The organism is Streptomyces aureus, from assembly GCF_000725495.1.
Classification (GTDB): domain Bacteria; phylum Actinomycetota; class Actinomycetes; order Streptomycetales; family Streptomycetaceae; genus Streptomyces; species Streptomyces aureus_B.
Genome location: NZ_KL647043.1, coordinates 50,466 through 65,359 on the forward strand (window position 1 = coordinate 50,466; position 14,894 = coordinate 65,359).

Sequence of the window (14,894 nt, forward strand, 5' to 3'; positions counted from 1 at the left end):
TCGAAAGGCCCGAGCGCATCATGCCCAAGATCAGCGCCGCCACCGTTCCTGAGCACCGCGCCCAGCAGCGGGCGGCGCTGATCCGGGCAGCCGTCGACCTCCTCGCCGAGCAGGGCGCCGCCGCCGTCACCCCGGCAGCGGTCGCCGCGCGCGCAGGACTGGCCCGCCCCAGCTTCTACCAGTACTTCACCTCCAGCGCCGCCCTGCTGGCAGCCGTCGTGGAGGACACCTTCACCGCCGCCGACGCCGCCATGTCCCAGGCGCTGAGCACGGCGAGCGAGCCCCGAGACCGCGTCGACGCCTTCGTCCGCGCCGAGCTCCACCTCGCCGCCCAGGGCCTGCACCGCCCTGCCGCCGCCCTCATGCGCGCCGACCTGCCGGCCGAATGCCGCGACCGCGTCCACGAACTCCACCACCTCCACTACGCCCCTCTGATCACTGCCGTCGCCGACCTCCGCCCCACCGACCCCCACCTGACCGCTCAGCTCCTCGGTGGCCTGCTCCAGGCCGCCATGACCGCGGTCGATCAGGGCACCGATCCCGACCATGTCGCCGCCCGCACTCTGACCCTCATCCACCGGGGCCTGGGAAACGAGTCCCGGGCTCAGAGCCAAGAAGGTTGAAAACAGCTGATGACCGGCGTTGAGCCGGTCATCAGCCGCGTCTTCGGTCAGGTGCTGAAGGCTGCTCCCGAGCTACATCCATCCGGGAGAGGTCGTGTCACCGGACAGGTCAGGAGTTGCCGTACCCGTGGCACTTGTCGCCGTAGCCTGCCGTGCAGTCGCGCTTGTTCTTGACCTTGACCGTGACGTCCTCGTGAGCGCCGTCGACGACGTACGGGCCGGTCACCGGGTTGTCGGGCAGAACGTAGCCGTCCGGGACGGCGGTCTCGCGCAGGTAGTACGTGCCGTACGCGAGGGGGTCGAAGTCACAGGTGCCCCTGCGGTCCGTGGTGCATTTGGTGCCCGTCAAGGTGTCCGGGGTGCGGCCGTTCGTCTGCAGCCCGGGCCGGCCATTCGACTCCTTCCACAGTTCGAACACAGCGCCCGCCAGCGGTCGCCCGGTCTTGGCGTCGGACTTCTTCAGATGGAGTGAGCCATCGTGGTCCTCGGGCGTCTTGGTGTCCTGAGCGGTGACGGAGACGCCGATGTCGACGTTGTCGCCGGTGAGAACCAGCGGACCGAACACTGCAGGATCCGGCAGGTCATAGCCGTCGGGCGCGGCGGTCTCCTGCCAGTAGTACGTCCCCGTCGGGACGGTCTCCCCACACGTTCCGGCCGCACCGGTCACGCAGGGATCACCGACCCTGGTGTCAGGGTTGATACCCGTGGTCTGCAGGCCGCTGGTGCCGTTCGTCTCCCGCCACAACTGGAACTCCGCACCACGCAAGGCAGCTCCGGAGTCCGCATCGACCTTCCGCACCCGCACCCGACCCTGACCGGGAGTCACGGGCGTCTTGGTGTCGTTCGCCGTGACGGAAACACCCGCGTCGACGTTGTCGTCGGTGAGAACCAGCGGACCGAACACTGCAGGATCCGGCAGGTCGTAGCCGTCGGGCGCGGCGGTCTCCTGCCAGTAGTACGTCCCCGTCGGGACGGTCTCCCCACAGGTGCCAGCGGCACCCGTGACGCAGGGGTCACCGACCTTGGTGTCCGGGTTGGCGCCACCGGTCTGCAGACCGGCCGTGCCGTTGGTCTCCTGCCACAACTGGAACTCCGCACCACGCAAAGGGGTGTTGGAGTCTGCGTCGACCTTCCTGACACGGACCCGACCCTGCCCAGGAGTCACGGGCGTCTTCGTGTCCTGTGCGGTCACCGAAACACCAGCGTCGGCATTGGCGTCAGTAAGGACCAGCGGACCGAACACGGCGGGGTCGGGCAGGTCGTAGCCGTCGGGCGCGGCCGTCTCCTGCCAGTAGTACGTCCCCGTCTCGACCGTCTCGCTGCAGGTGCCTGCCGTGTCGGTGGCACACGGATCGCCGACCTTGGTGTCCGGGTTCGTGCCGCTGGTCTGCAGGCCGTCGGTGCCGTTTGTCTCGCGCCACAGCTGGAACTCCGCGCCCTCCAGTGGGTCGCCGGTGTCGGAGTCCGTCTTCTTGACGCTGACCGAGCCGGTGACGGGGGTCGGGGTGTCGGAGTCGCATTCGAGGTCGGCGTCGAAGGGGAAGTAGTGGATCTCGCCCGCGTTCACCGCGCCGCCGCCCGCTCCTCCGGACAGCGGGCCCGCGACGAGTTCGCGGGTGATGATGTCGCCCTCGAGGTTGGACGGGTCGAGGTCGGTGAGTTCGGCGCGCGGGGCGTAGATCGTGCCCTCGACGGTGTCGCCGTCCGCGATGGTGATGTCGGTGGCGTCGGCGAAGTTCCACAGGATGTACGGGGCCTGGTCCCCGGAGACGCCCGCCATCGTGGGCGTGTGCCAGGTGAAGTCGCCGCCGGTGCCCGTGGTGTCCACGTCGATGAGCAGCGGGGTGTCCGCGGACGGCTGGTCCAGGAACGTCAGCGTGCTGATGTTGTCGAGTTGCTCGCCGGTCAGACGCAGCACGTTGGTCTGCCCCTGGGTGAGGGCGATCTTGATGTTGGAGCCGGCCGGAATCGTGTTCTGGTCGGGCAGCGGGTCCCCGTTGCCGTCGAGCAGCGTCACGTTCGCCCCGCACGTGGCCATCGAGTCGGACCGGTCGCGGTAGGTGGAGAACAGGGAGGTGAAGTCCATCAGGCCGGACTGGGCGACCGAGGCGGCCGACTGCCGGGTGGTGAGCTGGACGCGCGGCGTGGAGTTGTAGGCGGCGCCCTTCGCCACGATCTCCGTGTTGACGCTCGCGCCGTTCTGGTCCTGGGTGAGGATGTCGCTGGCCGACGTGTCGCCGATCTTGGCGTATCCATTCTGCAGGACCTGCAGGACGCCTGACGGGCTGGTTCCCGCGTAGTCGATGCCACCGCCGACGAGCAGAGCCGTCGGCTGCGTGTCGCCCGAAGCCGTGAAGGTACCGGGGGTGTTCAGGGCGACGTTGTAGTTGTCACCGAAAGAGAGATTCCCACCCACGGCCACCGGACCCTCCGACTCCGTGCTGCCGAACGTCGCGTCCCCTTGGGTGACGACCCCGAAGCCGTTGCTCCCGGCCACCGGGTTCCCGATCACGACAGGGGCGAGAGCCGCGGCGGCCGCCGGGTTGCCCGCGAGCACGAAGGCCGCCAGCAGCCCCGACCCGGCGAGCCCCGCCGTGGCCCGCAAGGGGATCTGTCTCAAAGCCGAGGTGGCGCACGCGATCTGGTGAGTCGGTCTTCTCATGGCCGCAACCTATGAACGCATGCAGCTCTGCCGTCGTTGCACGACGGGGACACTCCGTTCGAGCACCCGTATGGCCACTCGGTTGCACCAGGAGTGGGCGCCTGATCCGGAGAGGTTCACGCCTGTCCGGCCCTCAGTGGGGCATCTGCGGCGGTCACCGAGCGCTGAGGCACTGCGGTGCTGAAAATTGCCTGATAGGCACGACGGGTGGAAGAACTCGTACGACTCAGCGACGCCCCTCAGATCGCGGGCTGTGACGGACAGATGCCACCCAAGGGCAGGGCGACGACACCCTGGGACCAGGCGCGCGGGCGTGGCGGCTTGGACACGCGCCGACGGTGACGAGCCCCGAACCTTCACAACAGAACCGGCTCGCGATTGTGGGCGATCACACCGACGCGGTGATCTCGGCGCGGCGAGTGCTGGCTGAGGTTGATCCGTTGTATCGGCCCTTCGGGAAAAGCGGCGTTGATCGACACTCTGGTTCAGTAATTACCCGGTCTCGTTCCGATTCCCGAGTTCTTCTGGATGGAGAGCGCGGATCGCACCGTCACCACGGGCGTGGGGTGGCTGGAACCCCGGCAGGAGAAGGGTGTGCTCGTTTCGGAGCAGCTCGCATCGCCCAGCGATGAGCTCAGCACCCACCCCCGCAGGACACTGCTCGCGTAACCAGCCCAGCAGACCTCAACGAACCCCGCGGCCGAGAGTTCGTGACGGAGAGGGCGTGCCAGACGCGTGCCAGATCGTACGGGGAACCACGGGGAACACCGGGGAATCGAGGAACTTGCCGCCAGGCGCCGACTCCCTTCCTGCCCAGGTCAGCTCCCTAGCTAGCCCTAGATCACATCAGCTTCCCAAGCTGATGTTCCCGGGCTGCCAAGGTCGTTTGGCGGTGACGGAGTGAGCACTTTGTCTCGATGTCAGTCGTCGATGTAAAGATCCCGGTCAGTCAACTGGGAGGGACACCATGAGCACCTGGGGCATCGGTCCGTTCGAAAACGACACCGCCGCAGACTTCGCCAACGACCTGGACGACTGACTGAGGGAGAGCGTGAAACCCTGATCCGCAGGGTTCTGATGTGCGCCGCCGACACCCCAGGACTACCTAGGGGCACCCGACGCCGAGGAGGCCGTAGCCGCCGCTGCCTTGTTCGCCGCGCGATGTCCAGGTGGCGCACCGGTCAACCCCCACTACGGCCCCGATGAGCCCCGAGCCTGCCGGCAGACCTCAGCCGGTTGGCAGTAGAGGCCTTGGGCCGAGTTCTCGCGTCGTGAGGTTACGAGATTTCAATGTTCGGTCTCATAGTGAGCGACGTTCTTCGAGACGGCCTTGAGCAAGGGTTCCAAGCGATCTACCAGCTTCTGGTACTCGCTCGTCCGGCCGTCCGACCATTGGCCGAGTCCCACCACCATGGCACGGCCCTGCCCGGTGAAGGCCTGCACCATGCCGCTGTCAGCTGGCAGGGTCGGCAGGCCTGACCCGGGCGGTGGGGCTTGCGCGGCCACCTCGTAGTCGTTGAAGTTCATGGTCAGTTGGGTCACCAGTTTCACCGTCTCCTGGGGGTCCTTCATTGTGAAGATGGCCAGGTTGAACTGGTTGTCGTGCGTGTCCTTGTACAGAGCGATTTCCTCGCCGAGACATCCTTTGCCGGCGGCGATCTCGCCAGCCAGTACCGGCCCGACCGAGTCGGGCTCGGTGCAGGACTTCAGCGCTGCGGAGCCCAGCCTGGTGAAGGTCTCCCCGTCGCCGTCCGCAACATGAACCGGAAATGCCTCAGAGAGGAGGATGGCCGGCCGCTCTGTCGCACGAGCGGTCGTCATTGAGACGCGCGGTGTGGGTGCGGCCGTTGTCGTCGCGGGTGCGGCGGCTTCGTGGTCAGGGGATGGCAAGGTCGTGTAGTTCACGGCAAGGAGGGCCACCGTGGCCAGGGCGGCCGCCGCTGCCGACACCACGGCGTTCCGGGGCCACACGCGCTTCGGGACGGGAACCGGGCCTTCTTCGAGGCTGGCCCACTGCACGAAGTCATCGTTGCGCACCACGTTCCGCTGGTCGTCGCCGGGCCTGTGGTCATTCGGAAGTGGATTCTCGTTGCTGGACACAGGTGAGACCGTATTGATCATGGCTTCCGTGGTGTGCACGATCAGGTCACAGCATGATCAATATTGAGGCAAGCGTCCGGGGTCGCTGCGGAGCAGTCCAAAGATGCAATCCGTCCCCGCCCTGAGGGCCGGGGCCGCTGCCTCACGATCAGAGGTAGACCTCTCGGGCCCTGCTCACGACTCGCGGTCCGGTGGCGATCATGGCTTCCCCGAGCGCTACCGGGACACCCGCCGCTTTATCCGAACCGCCAAAGCAGCAGTTCAAAAGGCTCGGCAACACACTGTATCCACTCCACGTTCCCGCCAGGAGAAAAGTCGCCCCCACTTCTAAAGTCAGCCGCTGCGGTCTGCACTGCAGGGGTTCCGTCGTTGTCGAACGGGATTGAAGTCTCCTCCGCTTCGCCAGGCGGGCCTGTGCCCGTGAGCGGGGGCAGACATGCAGGCTGGGCCGACCGGCGGAGCGCTGAATTCGCCGGAGCCCCTGCAGGCTCCCCGCAGCAACCACCTCACGACCCCGGCGGCGGCGCCGTAGCTCATCACCTCCAAAGATTATGACAGAACGTCACATACCGTGTCTGCAAGGAGCAGTGGTGGTGCACGCCGAAGACCGTCGACGGAGCGTGCCCACGACAGCTCTCGTCAATGTCGTCTCCGCTCCGGCCACGGTGCCTGAATCTGGCTCGGCCAGGGAGGCAGGCCTCCGGCGGGACGTCAATCCCGGTCCTCATGGAGGCAGAACATCGTGCAGAAGATCGCTCGTATCGGCGTAGCCGTCACGACCGCGCTCGCCACAGCAGTCCTGTGCACCCCGTCCGTGTCCGCTGCGGCAAACGGCGGATACGGACGCGCCCGCGGCGGGGACCATGCGGTCTTCGTCCAGACCGACAACCCGGACGGCAATCAAGTCGTCGCCTACCGGCGTGCTGCGAACGGACGGCTGACCCAGGCCCGAACCTACGACACGCACGGTCTGGGCGGCGTTTTGGCCGGGTCGGTCGCCGACCACCTCGCCTCGCAGGGCTCTTTGACCTACGACCCGCGCCACGCACTGCTGTATGCCGTCAACGCCGGCAGCGACACCGTCTCCGTGTTCTCAGTCGACGGCGACCGCCTGGCGCTGCGGCAGGTCGTCCGCTCTGGCGGCCGTTTCCCGGTGAGTATCGCCGTGCACGACGACGACGTGTACGTACTCAACGCCCTGAACGGCGGTTCGATCCAGGGCTACACGGTCGACCACGGCCGCCTGCGCAAGGAAACCGGACGCAACCGTCGTCTGGGGCTCGACCCGAATGCCACACCCCAGTTCACGAACACCCCGGGGCAGGTGGGCTTCACCGGCGACGGCTCCCAGCTCGTCGTCACCACCAAGGCGAACGGCAGCAGTCTCCTGGTTTTCAACCTGAACCGCTCCGGCGCACCGTCCGATTCCCCGGTCACCACGAACCTGCCGGGCGCCGTGCCCTTCGCCTTCGTCCCCAACGGCCGCCACGGCGTGTTCCTGGCCGAGGCCGGGACGAACGCCGTCGCGACCTTCACCATCCACCGCGACGGCACCGCATCCCAGGAGGCCTTCGCGGCCACGGGCCAGTCGGCCACCTGCTGGATCGTCGCCACCCGTGACCTGCTCTACGCCTCCAACGCGGGCAGCTCCACCCTCAGCGGCTTCCGAGCCTCCGACCGCGGCCGCCGACTGACTCTGCTGGGCAACACGCCCACCGACCCCGGCACCGTCGACGCCTCGGTCACCCCGGACGGGCGCTACCTCTACGCCCAGACAGGGGTCAACGGCATCGTCGACGAGTTCTCGGTCAACCGCGACGGCTCACTCACCCGGCTGGGCTCTCGGACCGTGCCGGGCAGCGTCGGCGGTGAAGGCATCGTCGCTCTCTGACCGGCCGCACGGCACAGGAGCGAGGCCCCGTCTTCCAGGCGGGGCCTCGGCCGCGCCGTGCCCGGGCGCGGCGCGCCGGCGGCAGCGAAGCAGGACGGAGATTGCCTGGCCCCGGCATGGTCAGGCACGAACGGGTCCACCGACAATGGGCATCTTCGGGCCGGGCGCCGCCAGCGTCTCCAGGCCTCTCGCGGTCGGAGTGGAGCGACACCATGGCATGGGTAGTAGGAGCGGGCGCGTTCTTGGGGCTGCTGGCGATCGTATTGGGAGTCGTCACGATCCGAACGGGATGGATCCTGCCCACGGCGCGCCGGCACGTCACCAGGCCCGAACTTCACGGTTTCGGTGCCATGCTCACGGGCACCCCCGTCGTTGTGCAGAGCCTCTTCTACTTTCGGCTCCTGCCGAGCGTTTCCTGGGAGGTTCGCTTCTTCGGCGGGAACGCGCTCCTACTGGCCGGGCTGCTCCTGATAATCCTCAGCCAACTGCTACCGCTCGGCCGGAGCCGGGAACAAACCGATCCTGCAGGCGTCTGATTAGTGTGTCCGATCGGGCATCTTCGCCGGTAGCGGCAATTGCAGCGTGAACCGTACGTCTTGTCGCCACCCTGGTTCCCGGGCCTGACACGAGGGTGACGGGGCCTGACCGCCCCGTCCATGATCAGCAGCCGGCACAAGTAGCAGGTCGTGCTGGCCCAGCGGGGCACGTACGGCATGCAGTTGTTCGCCGGCCCGGCGCCTGTCGTCAGGCTCAACTGCGGGGCCAGTCGGCCAGTCAGTGCCGACAGGTCACCTGGTCGGCGTTGCTCCTGCTCGGGGGCGAGCCGGGTCTTGCCGACGCCGGACATTCCTGCGCGGTGCGACCAGACCAGGCCCGCGCACCTCGGCGCCTCGAGCAGATGACTGGCGCCGTTTTCAGGAGCGGCTCATGGCCTGTGCGCAGGGTGCTGCCGCGCGGCACTCCTGCCATATGTGGGCAGCGCGGCCCTATAGCGTGGATTGGTCGAGCCGTTCTTGGACCTCGCGGGCTTCCCGCATGCTGCTCCGCCTGAAACCGCACCCTCCGTTCGCCGCCTTGTCGCCGGCCTCCTGCCCACCGTCGTCTGCGGGGGCATCGCGATCGAGGCAAGGCAGTCGGACGCGAAGCCGCCGCGCCGATCCGGGGCGCTCGGACCGTGTTGCGTGAGGTCCGGCTCCGCGGCATTCCAGGCGGTCGGTGCCGCTGGTAGGAGACCACCCACCAGGGGGCTTTGCCTGCCCGGCGCCAAGGGCCGTGGCCGACCGGGACCGCCTTGGCCGGTCCTTCAGCCCCCGCCAGGCACGTCCCCGCCAGCCATTCGGGCCAGGGCAGGCCTGCATCCACGGCCAGTTCACGCCGTTGCACTTCGATGCCGGTCCCCTGTCGTGACAGACCTGGCATACTTTGCATAATGCAAAAGTAAGGAAGGGGAAGAAATGCACACCACGCAGGCGGCCCGGAGCGGCGGCCAAACGGGCTTCGCCGTTCCGGGAAACACAGGCCCTTCCCGAGCGCTGGCAAGACTCCGTACCGCCCCGTGGGGGCTCCTGGCACTGGCAGTGACCGTCGGCGCAGGTGCCGGAGTCGGCTCGATCGTCTTTCGCTGGTGCATCCAGACCTTCACACGCGCATTCTCGGGCCACGCCGACTACACAGCCGTCCCCGGGGCCGTCAACCCGCACGTCCCCTGGCTCGGCCCCTGCTTCGTCCTCATAGCCCCGGTCATCGGCGGACTGCTCTACGGGCCACTCGTGAACCGCTTCGCGAAGGAGGCGCGCGGACACGGCGTACCCGAAGTCATGGTGGCCGTCGCCCAGCGCGGCGGGCGGATCAGCCCGAAAGTAGCCGTCGTCAAGACGCTCGCCTCCGCACTGACCATCGGCTCGGGCGGCTCCGTGGGGCGCGAGGGGCCGATCGTCCAGATCGGCTCCGCCCTCGGCTCGACTCTCGGGCGAATGGTCAAACTGACCGAGGGACGGCTGAAGTTGCTGGTCGCCTGTGGTGCGGCAGGCGGCATCGCCGCGACGTTCAACGCACCCCTCGCCGGGGTGTTCTTCGCCATGGAACTGATCCTGGGAACCTTCAGCGCGGAGGCGTTCGGCGCGACCGTCCTGGCCAGTGTGACCGCCAGCGTGATCGGGCGCGCGGCCTTCGGCGACGTGGCCTTCCTCGACCTTCCGGCGTTTCATGTCGACCACGTGGCCCAGTACGGCCTGTTCGCGCTGCTCGGCGTGGTTGCCGCCGTTGTCGGGGTGGGTTTCTCGCGCCTGCTGTACCTGATCGAGGATGCCTGTGACTGGGTCTGGCGCGGCCCGGAATGGCTTCGCCCCGGCGTGGGCGGGCTGGTACTTGGGGTGGTGCTCCTCGCCCTCCCGGAGATGTACGGGGTCGGCTATCCGGTACTGCAGAAGGCCACCGAGGGCGGGTATGCGATCGGTTTCCTGCTGCTCTTGCTGGTCGGCAAGATGGTGGCCACGAGTCTGACCATCGGCATCGGAGGCTCGGGGGGCGTGTTCGCGCCCAGCCTGTTCATCGGTGCGATGCTCGGCTCCGCCTATGGCACCGTCGCCCATGACCTGCTGCCCAACACAGCGGGCGCCGCGGGCGCCTACGCGCTGGTCGGCATGGGCGCCGTCTTCGCCGGCGCGTCCCGGGCGCCGATGACCGCCGTGGTGATCCTCTTCGAGCTCACGGGCGAGTACTCGATCATCCTGCCGCTGATGCTCGCCATCGTGCTGGCCACCATCACCAGCCATCTGCTGTCCCACGACACCATCTACACACTCAAGTTGCGGCGCCGCGGCATCGACCTCGAAGGCCCGGTCCGGGGCGCCCAAATCGGCACCCAGCTCGTGGGAAGTTTCATGGATCCCCTGCCATCGTCGCTGCGGGCGTCCATGGAACTCACCGACGCCGTCGACCTGCTGAGCCTGTCCGGCTATGGCGCCCTTCCGGTCGTCGATGCCACCGGCCGCTACGTCGGCACGGTCACCGCCCGCTCCGTGGCCGAGGCGCTCGCGGAGGAACCGGGCGCTGCGCCCACACGGGTCGGGCAGGTTGCCGAGCTGCCCACGGCCGTCACGGCGGACCAGCCCCTCGCACAGGCCCTGCACGCCTTGCTCTCGGCGGGGGGAACCGGGGTGCCGGTCCTGGATCCCGGGCACGGGAGTCCGGTCGGCTGGCTCAGCCATCAAAGTGCGCTGCGGGCCGTCCACGCCATTGCGTGAGACAGCGCTCGGACACCCCCCGGACCGCGACCCTCCCGCCTTGCTCATGCGCCGAATTCGAGCCCTGGCATTTTGCACTATGCAAGAATGGGTAAGGGTGCTCCTGTCCGTCAGACAGCCAGAAAGAGGTCGATCATGCACTCGCACGTTCATCGCGCCTACTCGTTCGCATGCCTCGACTGCGGACACGGATGGGAGGCCGCGTACGACATAGACGTAACGATGGAAGAGGACGCCCGGATCTCCGCCGTCTACCATCTGGACGGCAGGCGCATATCGTCGCCTCTGACGTCTCCGCGGTGCCCCTCCTGCGAAGGTCGCAAGATCCGCATCATGCGGCCGGGGCGTGTCGCGTCCGCACGCCTTCACGAGACCTGAGCCCCGAACGCCTCTCCCCCAGCCAGGGCCGCGCCGCGCCGTCCCTCAAAGGCCCGCTCGTCCCTCACCCTCATCCCGCATCGCCGTCGTCGGCGCTGCCGCTCCCGTCACTTCCAGGCCCACCGCCCATGGCACGGAGCATGCCCAGGCCTCCGGTCCGGAAGAACCGGACGAGAAGCGCCGCAGCCAGAGCCAAGAAGGCGATGTTCAAGATGGTGGTGTAGTTCCAGGTGACACCTCCCTCGGGGAGCTTCGCGTCGGCCTGGTCAGGGATGAGACCGAGGCCGCCGAAGACGAACTCCACGAGGTAGCCGGCTACGACGATGGCGAGGTAGAAGGTACCGAGCAGGAAGAGGGCCATTCTCGCGCCGTAGTACTTCCGGTAGATGTTGAGGATCGGCGGGATCAGCAGGTCGGCGAAGATGAAGGCGACGACTCCGCCGAAACTGATACCGCTCTTCCACAGCACCACCGCCAACGGCACGTTGCCCACCGAGCACACGAACGAGGCGATTGCGACGAGCGGGCCGATGACGGGCCCCCACAGTTTCGCAGCCACGGGGTGGCCTTCGAAGAAGAACGCGCTCCAGAACGAGTCCGGCACCCAGGCGGCGACGGCCCCGGCGACGAGCAGGCCGATCACCAGGTCCCGCAGGATCGCCGCCCATTCCATCACGAAGACATGACTGGTGGAGGTGAGCCCCTGGCCGGACAGCAGGCGGCGAAGGAAGGAGCCTTCGCCGGGGACGGACATGTCCATCGCCGCATGGCCCTCCATGGAACCGGCGCGTCCGCGTCCGGCCTGTTCACGGGCCTGGCGCAGGAGCCCGCCGCGCAGGAACAGCCGGAACAGCACAGCCAGGGCGACAATCATGACGGGTCCGCCGACGAATTCCGCCGCGGTGAACTGCCAGCCCATCAGGAGGGCCAGGATGATGCCGAGTTCGACGACGAGGTTCGTGGAGGCGACCTCGAAGGCCATCGCAGCAGTGAAGTTCGCGCCCTTGCGGAAGAGGGAACGTGCGAGAGCCACGGCGGCATAGGAGCACGAGGAGGACGCGGCGCCCAACCCGGCAGCGACGGCAAGTGTGCGGGGACGGTCATCCCCCAGGAGAGAAACGATCGTGGACTTGCGCACGACGGCTTGGACGACCGCGGCCAGGGCGAACCCCAGAATCAGGGCCCAGGCGATCTCCCAAGCCATGGAGCCGGTGATGGACAGTGCGTGCAGCAGGGCATGGATCATTCCCGAAGCCTTCCGGCCGGAACGCGGCAAGGCGGTCACCGACTCGCGGCCGACGTCTGACGCCTGTGGGACCGCCTCGAAGATACGCAGACCGCATATACAGGGCCCGTGGAACCTGGGCGCCGATGCGTCCGCCCTGACCGGGTGCCTCAGGGACCGGCACGCCCGCCATTGCACCAGGAGACGACCTCCCGTTCAGCACCTCGAACGCCGCCCGTACCGCCTGCATCCGGAGCATGCGCCCGGTTCCGCATGTCACCGATTTCGCCGCACGCCCGCCGCTCTGCACGTGTACCCGAGGACTCCCACCAGCTCCATCCGGCGCGGGCACAGGGCTTCCACCACGGACCGTGGAGGCTTCTCGTCCCACCGCACCCCATGACGTGTGACCCACAACACATAGCACCATGCAAATTTTACCTACAGCAATGATGAATCGGCGGGACACGTCCGTACCCCTGGGCACAGGAATCCGCTCATGGCTGGAGGCAGCATGCCCCGATCGCGCAATTGGCTGGGAACCGTCTTCGTGGGCGGCGCGCTGAGCCTGACCCTCGCCGCACTCGTCTACCCCGCCATGCTCGGCGTGCAGACAACGACCACGTCCACTTCGCGCATCATCGCCAACACCCGCTACGGCCCTCTGACCGAGGCGGACCGGGACTTCGTGGTCAAGGTCCGCTCGGCCGGGCTGTGGGAATACCCCCTGGGCGAGATCGCGATGCGGCGCGGCACGACAGCGGCCGTGAAGGAAGCCGGCGCCCACCTGATCGTCGGGCACGCCGGCCTCGACGAAATGTGCCGCAAGATCGCCCCGGAGCTGAACATCACGCTGCCCAACCAGGCGACCCCGCAACAGCAGCAGTTCGTGGCAACAGCCGATTCGAAGAACGGCAAGGAATTCGACTCCACCGCGGTCAACATCATGCGTGTGACCCACGGGCAGATTTTTCCGGCCATCGCCAAGATCCGCGCGAGCACCGAGAACACTCTGGTGCGCCAGCTGGCCGACCTGGCCAACGACACCGTCCTGGATCACATCACGGTGCTGGAGAAGACGGGTCTGGTCAACTACGACCAGGTCAACTTCCAGCAGACCGCGCCCCCGAAGCTTCCTCAGGCCCAGGTCACCCCGCCGCCGCCCCAGCCCGGAGCGCCGGTCCTCGCGCTGAAGCCCCGTCCCGACCTGGACGTGCACACGGCAGCCCCGACGCCCACACCGACGATCGGCTGATCACCCGCAGTCACGGCGAGTCGGGCGTCATCATCCACGGCGAGGCGTGGCGGGGGCGGGGGCCGAAACCGTAGGGGTGAGACGGTAGGAGCGCACGACCGCGGTCACACAGGCGGCAAGGAGCGCGGCGGCCAGTGCGGCAAGGCCGCGCAAAGGCCCTGCCGGCCCCGCGCCGGCCTCCGTCCCGCGCGGCGGCACCCGCCCCTTGGGGTCGTACACGACAGTGAGCGCATCGCCCGGCCGGGTAGCGCGCCCACAGCCTCGCCAGATGCGGACCTGCAGTGGCACACCGTCCCGGTCCGTCACGGAGCAGAGGTAGCGGACACGGCCGACGGGGGCCTCGGCACTGTCGACGGATGTGACCACGACGGACTGCACGAGCCCCCGTTCGGCCAGCACGAGGCCGGCGGCAACCTGCGGGGTGTACAGCGCGAGACACACACCGAGGACCGCGACCATGCCGACCAGCGCCCGCCCGGCTCGTACGAGAGCGAGGTAGAGGACGAGGGCGCCCGAACACACCAAGCCCGCCTCGCCGTCAGCCAGAGCGGGGACACCCAGCCAGACTCCGACGGCTCCGGCGCCGGCGACCCCCAGGACACCCAGCACCCCGGAAAGGAGCCCCTCCTTGACGAGCCAGGAAGGCGGCAGGCCGGCGAACTCGGCAGGCCCCCACACCATGGTGCGCAGGTGAGCCGAAAGGGGCGGTTGCGCCGCGCGCGGGAAATCACGCCGTCGGCGCATGCGCGTCCCTCACCCCAGCCTCGTTCCTCGCCAGTCGGCAGTCTCACGAACCGCCGCTCGAGGTGGACATCCCGCCCCGCGGCAAAAGCACTCCCCCCGGCTGCCGGAACCCGGCAGCGAGGCCTCGCGCCCACCTTTCCATTGCATTATGCAAAAAGATGTGGCGCCGGAGAAGCTCGGGGTGGCACCGCTACGTCACATGGGAGTCAGGAGTCCTGTGGCACCGCGACATCGGTCACCCAGCCGAGGGGGTGCGGCTCCGGGTCATCCGCTGTCGGGGCCAGAGGCTCTCCCCCGGCCTCATTGAACGCGGCGAGGGCGTCGATGAGCGCCGCCCGCTGCTGCGGAGCGAGCCGTTCCACGATCGTGGCGATCTCGACCCGCCGGCGGGCAGTGACCGCCTCGACCGTACGCCGCCCTTCCTCGGTGAGCCGCAGGAGAGTCTCGCGCCGGTTCTCGGGGTTCGTCTGGCGGTCGGCAAGCCCGGCGGCGATGAGCCGGTCGACCATGCGCATGGCCGTGGAGGGCGCGACCTGGAGCAGGTCGGCAAGTCCGACGAGCTTGGTGGCACCACGCGTGGACAGCACGACCAGCATCCGGAACTGCGGGAGCGTCACTCGCTCCTCGACCTCGGCGAGGGAACGGGCGGAGACCGCAACCAGCAGCCGTGACGCGGTCAGGACCGCCCTCGTCACAGCGTCGACATCATCCATGGCCCCAGCAGGGGTCTCGTGCTCCGGCATGTGTCCTTTCTACCGTGCCGAAGTCGCC

General features: G+C 68.1%; 11 protein-coding genes and 1 pseudogene. 6 read left to right on the forward strand and 6 right to left on the reverse strand.

The genetic code is table 11. From position 1 onward, the window contains the following. Positions 1–20: 20 nt before the first annotated feature. Complete coding sequence (locus IO36_RS42595) at positions 21–623, forward strand: TetR/AcrR family transcriptional regulator (RefSeq protein WP_037628763.1); 603 nt, start codon at positions 21–23, stop codon at positions 621–623. A 109-nt stretch (positions 624–732) separates the two neighbouring features. On the opposite strand, the gene IO36_RS47275 is transcribed toward IO36_RS42595, so the two are convergent. Together IO36_RS47275 and IO36_RS49100 are read right to left on the reverse strand one after the other, a co-directional pair. After that, positions 733–3,285 (reverse strand): choice-of-anchor A family protein, encoded by a 2,553-nt coding sequence (locus IO36_RS47275; protein ID WP_158997800.1) that lies wholly within the window; start codon positions 3,283–3,285, stop codon positions 733–735. A 356-nt stretch (positions 3,286–3,641) separates the two neighbouring features. Continuing rightward, a complete protein-coding gene (locus IO36_RS49100) occupies positions 3,642–3,764 on the reverse strand; it encodes a hypothetical protein (protein ID WP_280923783.1) in 123 nt (40 codons plus the stop codon). 488 nt (positions 3,765–4,252) lie between these two features. Here IO36_RS49100 and IO36_RS49495 point away from each other — a divergent pair. Continuing rightward, positions 4,253–4,531: pseudogene (locus IO36_RS49495) on the forward strand (DUF4259 domain-containing protein). Between the two features lie 41 nt (positions 4,532–4,572). On the opposite strand, the gene IO36_RS42610 reads toward IO36_RS49495, so the two are convergent. Continuing rightward, positions 4,573–5,385: a hypothetical protein gene (locus IO36_RS42610; RefSeq protein WP_158997802.1), complete on the reverse strand. Its 813-nt coding sequence runs from the start codon at positions 5,383–5,385 to the stop codon at positions 4,573–4,575. 742 nt (positions 5,386–6,127) lie between these two features. Between IO36_RS42610 and IO36_RS42615 the strand changes: the two genes are divergently transcribed. The 3 genes from IO36_RS42615 to IO36_RS42625 all read left to right on the forward strand — a co-directional run bounded on the left by IO36_RS42615 (position 6,128) and on the right by IO36_RS42625 (position 10,521). Beyond that, positions 6,128–7,276 (forward strand): lactonase family protein, encoded by a 1,149-nt coding sequence (locus tag IO36_RS42615; protein ID WP_037628765.1) that lies wholly within the window; start codon positions 6,128–6,130, stop codon positions 7,274–7,276. Positions 7,277–7,488: 212 nt separating this feature from the next. After that, the gene (locus IO36_RS42620; protein ID WP_037628766.1) at positions 7,489–7,812 is read left to right on the forward strand and encodes a hypothetical protein; all 324 of its coding nucleotides are present in this window, start codon (positions 7,489–7,491) and stop codon (positions 7,810–7,812) included. 1,029 nt (positions 7,813–8,841) lie between these two features. Beyond that, a complete protein-coding gene (locus IO36_RS42625) occupies positions 8,842–10,521 on the forward strand; it encodes a chloride channel protein (protein ID WP_037628837.1) in 1,680 nt (559 codons plus the stop codon). Positions 10,522–10,969: 448 nt separating this feature from the next. Here IO36_RS42625 and IO36_RS42630 read toward each other — a convergent pair whose 3' ends face one another. Continuing rightward, positions 10,970–12,142, reverse strand: a complete 1,173-nt coding sequence (locus IO36_RS42630; RefSeq protein WP_037628840.1) for a permease — start codon at positions 12,140–12,142, stop codon at positions 10,970–10,972. 496 nt (positions 12,143–12,638) lie between these two features. Here IO36_RS42630 and IO36_RS42635 point away from each other — a divergent pair, with 496 nt between their 5' ends. Continuing rightward, positions 12,639–13,379 (forward strand): DUF4142 domain-containing protein, encoded by a 741-nt coding sequence (locus IO36_RS42635; protein ID WP_037628767.1) that lies wholly within the window; start codon positions 12,639–12,641, stop codon positions 13,377–13,379. A gap of 30 nt (positions 13,380–13,409) precedes the next feature. Here IO36_RS42635 and IO36_RS42640 read toward each other — a convergent pair whose 3' ends face one another. Both IO36_RS42640 and IO36_RS42645 read right to left on the reverse strand, forming a co-directional pair. Beyond that, complete coding sequence (locus tag IO36_RS42640; protein ID WP_037628843.1) at positions 13,410–14,060, reverse strand: hypothetical protein; 651 nt, start codon at positions 14,058–14,060, stop codon at positions 13,410–13,412. Between the two features lie 269 nt (positions 14,061–14,329). Beyond that, a complete protein-coding gene (locus IO36_RS42645; protein WP_037628768.1) occupies positions 14,330–14,866 on the reverse strand; it encodes a MarR family winged helix-turn-helix transcriptional regulator in 537 nt (178 codons plus the stop codon). Positions 14,867–14,894: the final 28 nt, after the last annotated feature.

Bases quoted from the DNA above. Each gene is read 5' to 3' on its own strand.
- IO36_RS47275 (WP_158997800.1), bottom strand. From the start codon at position 3,285: ATGAGAAGACCGACTCACCAGATCGCGTGCGCCACCTCGGCTTTGAGA.
- IO36_RS42640 (WP_037628843.1), bottom strand. From the start codon at position 14,060: ATGGTGTGGGGGCCTGCCGAGTTCGCCGGCCTGCCGCCTTCCTGGCTC.
- IO36_RS42645 (WP_037628768.1), bottom strand. From the start codon at position 14,866: ATGCCGGAGCACGAGACCCCTGCTGGGGCCATGGATGATGTCGACGCT.
- IO36_RS42595 (WP_037628763.1), top strand. From the start codon at position 21: ATGCCCAAGATCAGCGCCGCCACCGTTCCTGAGCACCGCGCCCAGCAG.
- IO36_RS42635 (WP_037628767.1), top strand. From the start codon at position 12,639: ATGCCCCGATCGCGCAATTGGCTGGGAACCGTCTTCGTGGGCGGCGCG.
- IO36_RS42620 (WP_037628766.1), top strand. From the start codon at position 7,489: ATGGCATGGGTAGTAGGAGCGGGCGCGTTCTTGGGGCTGCTGGCGATC.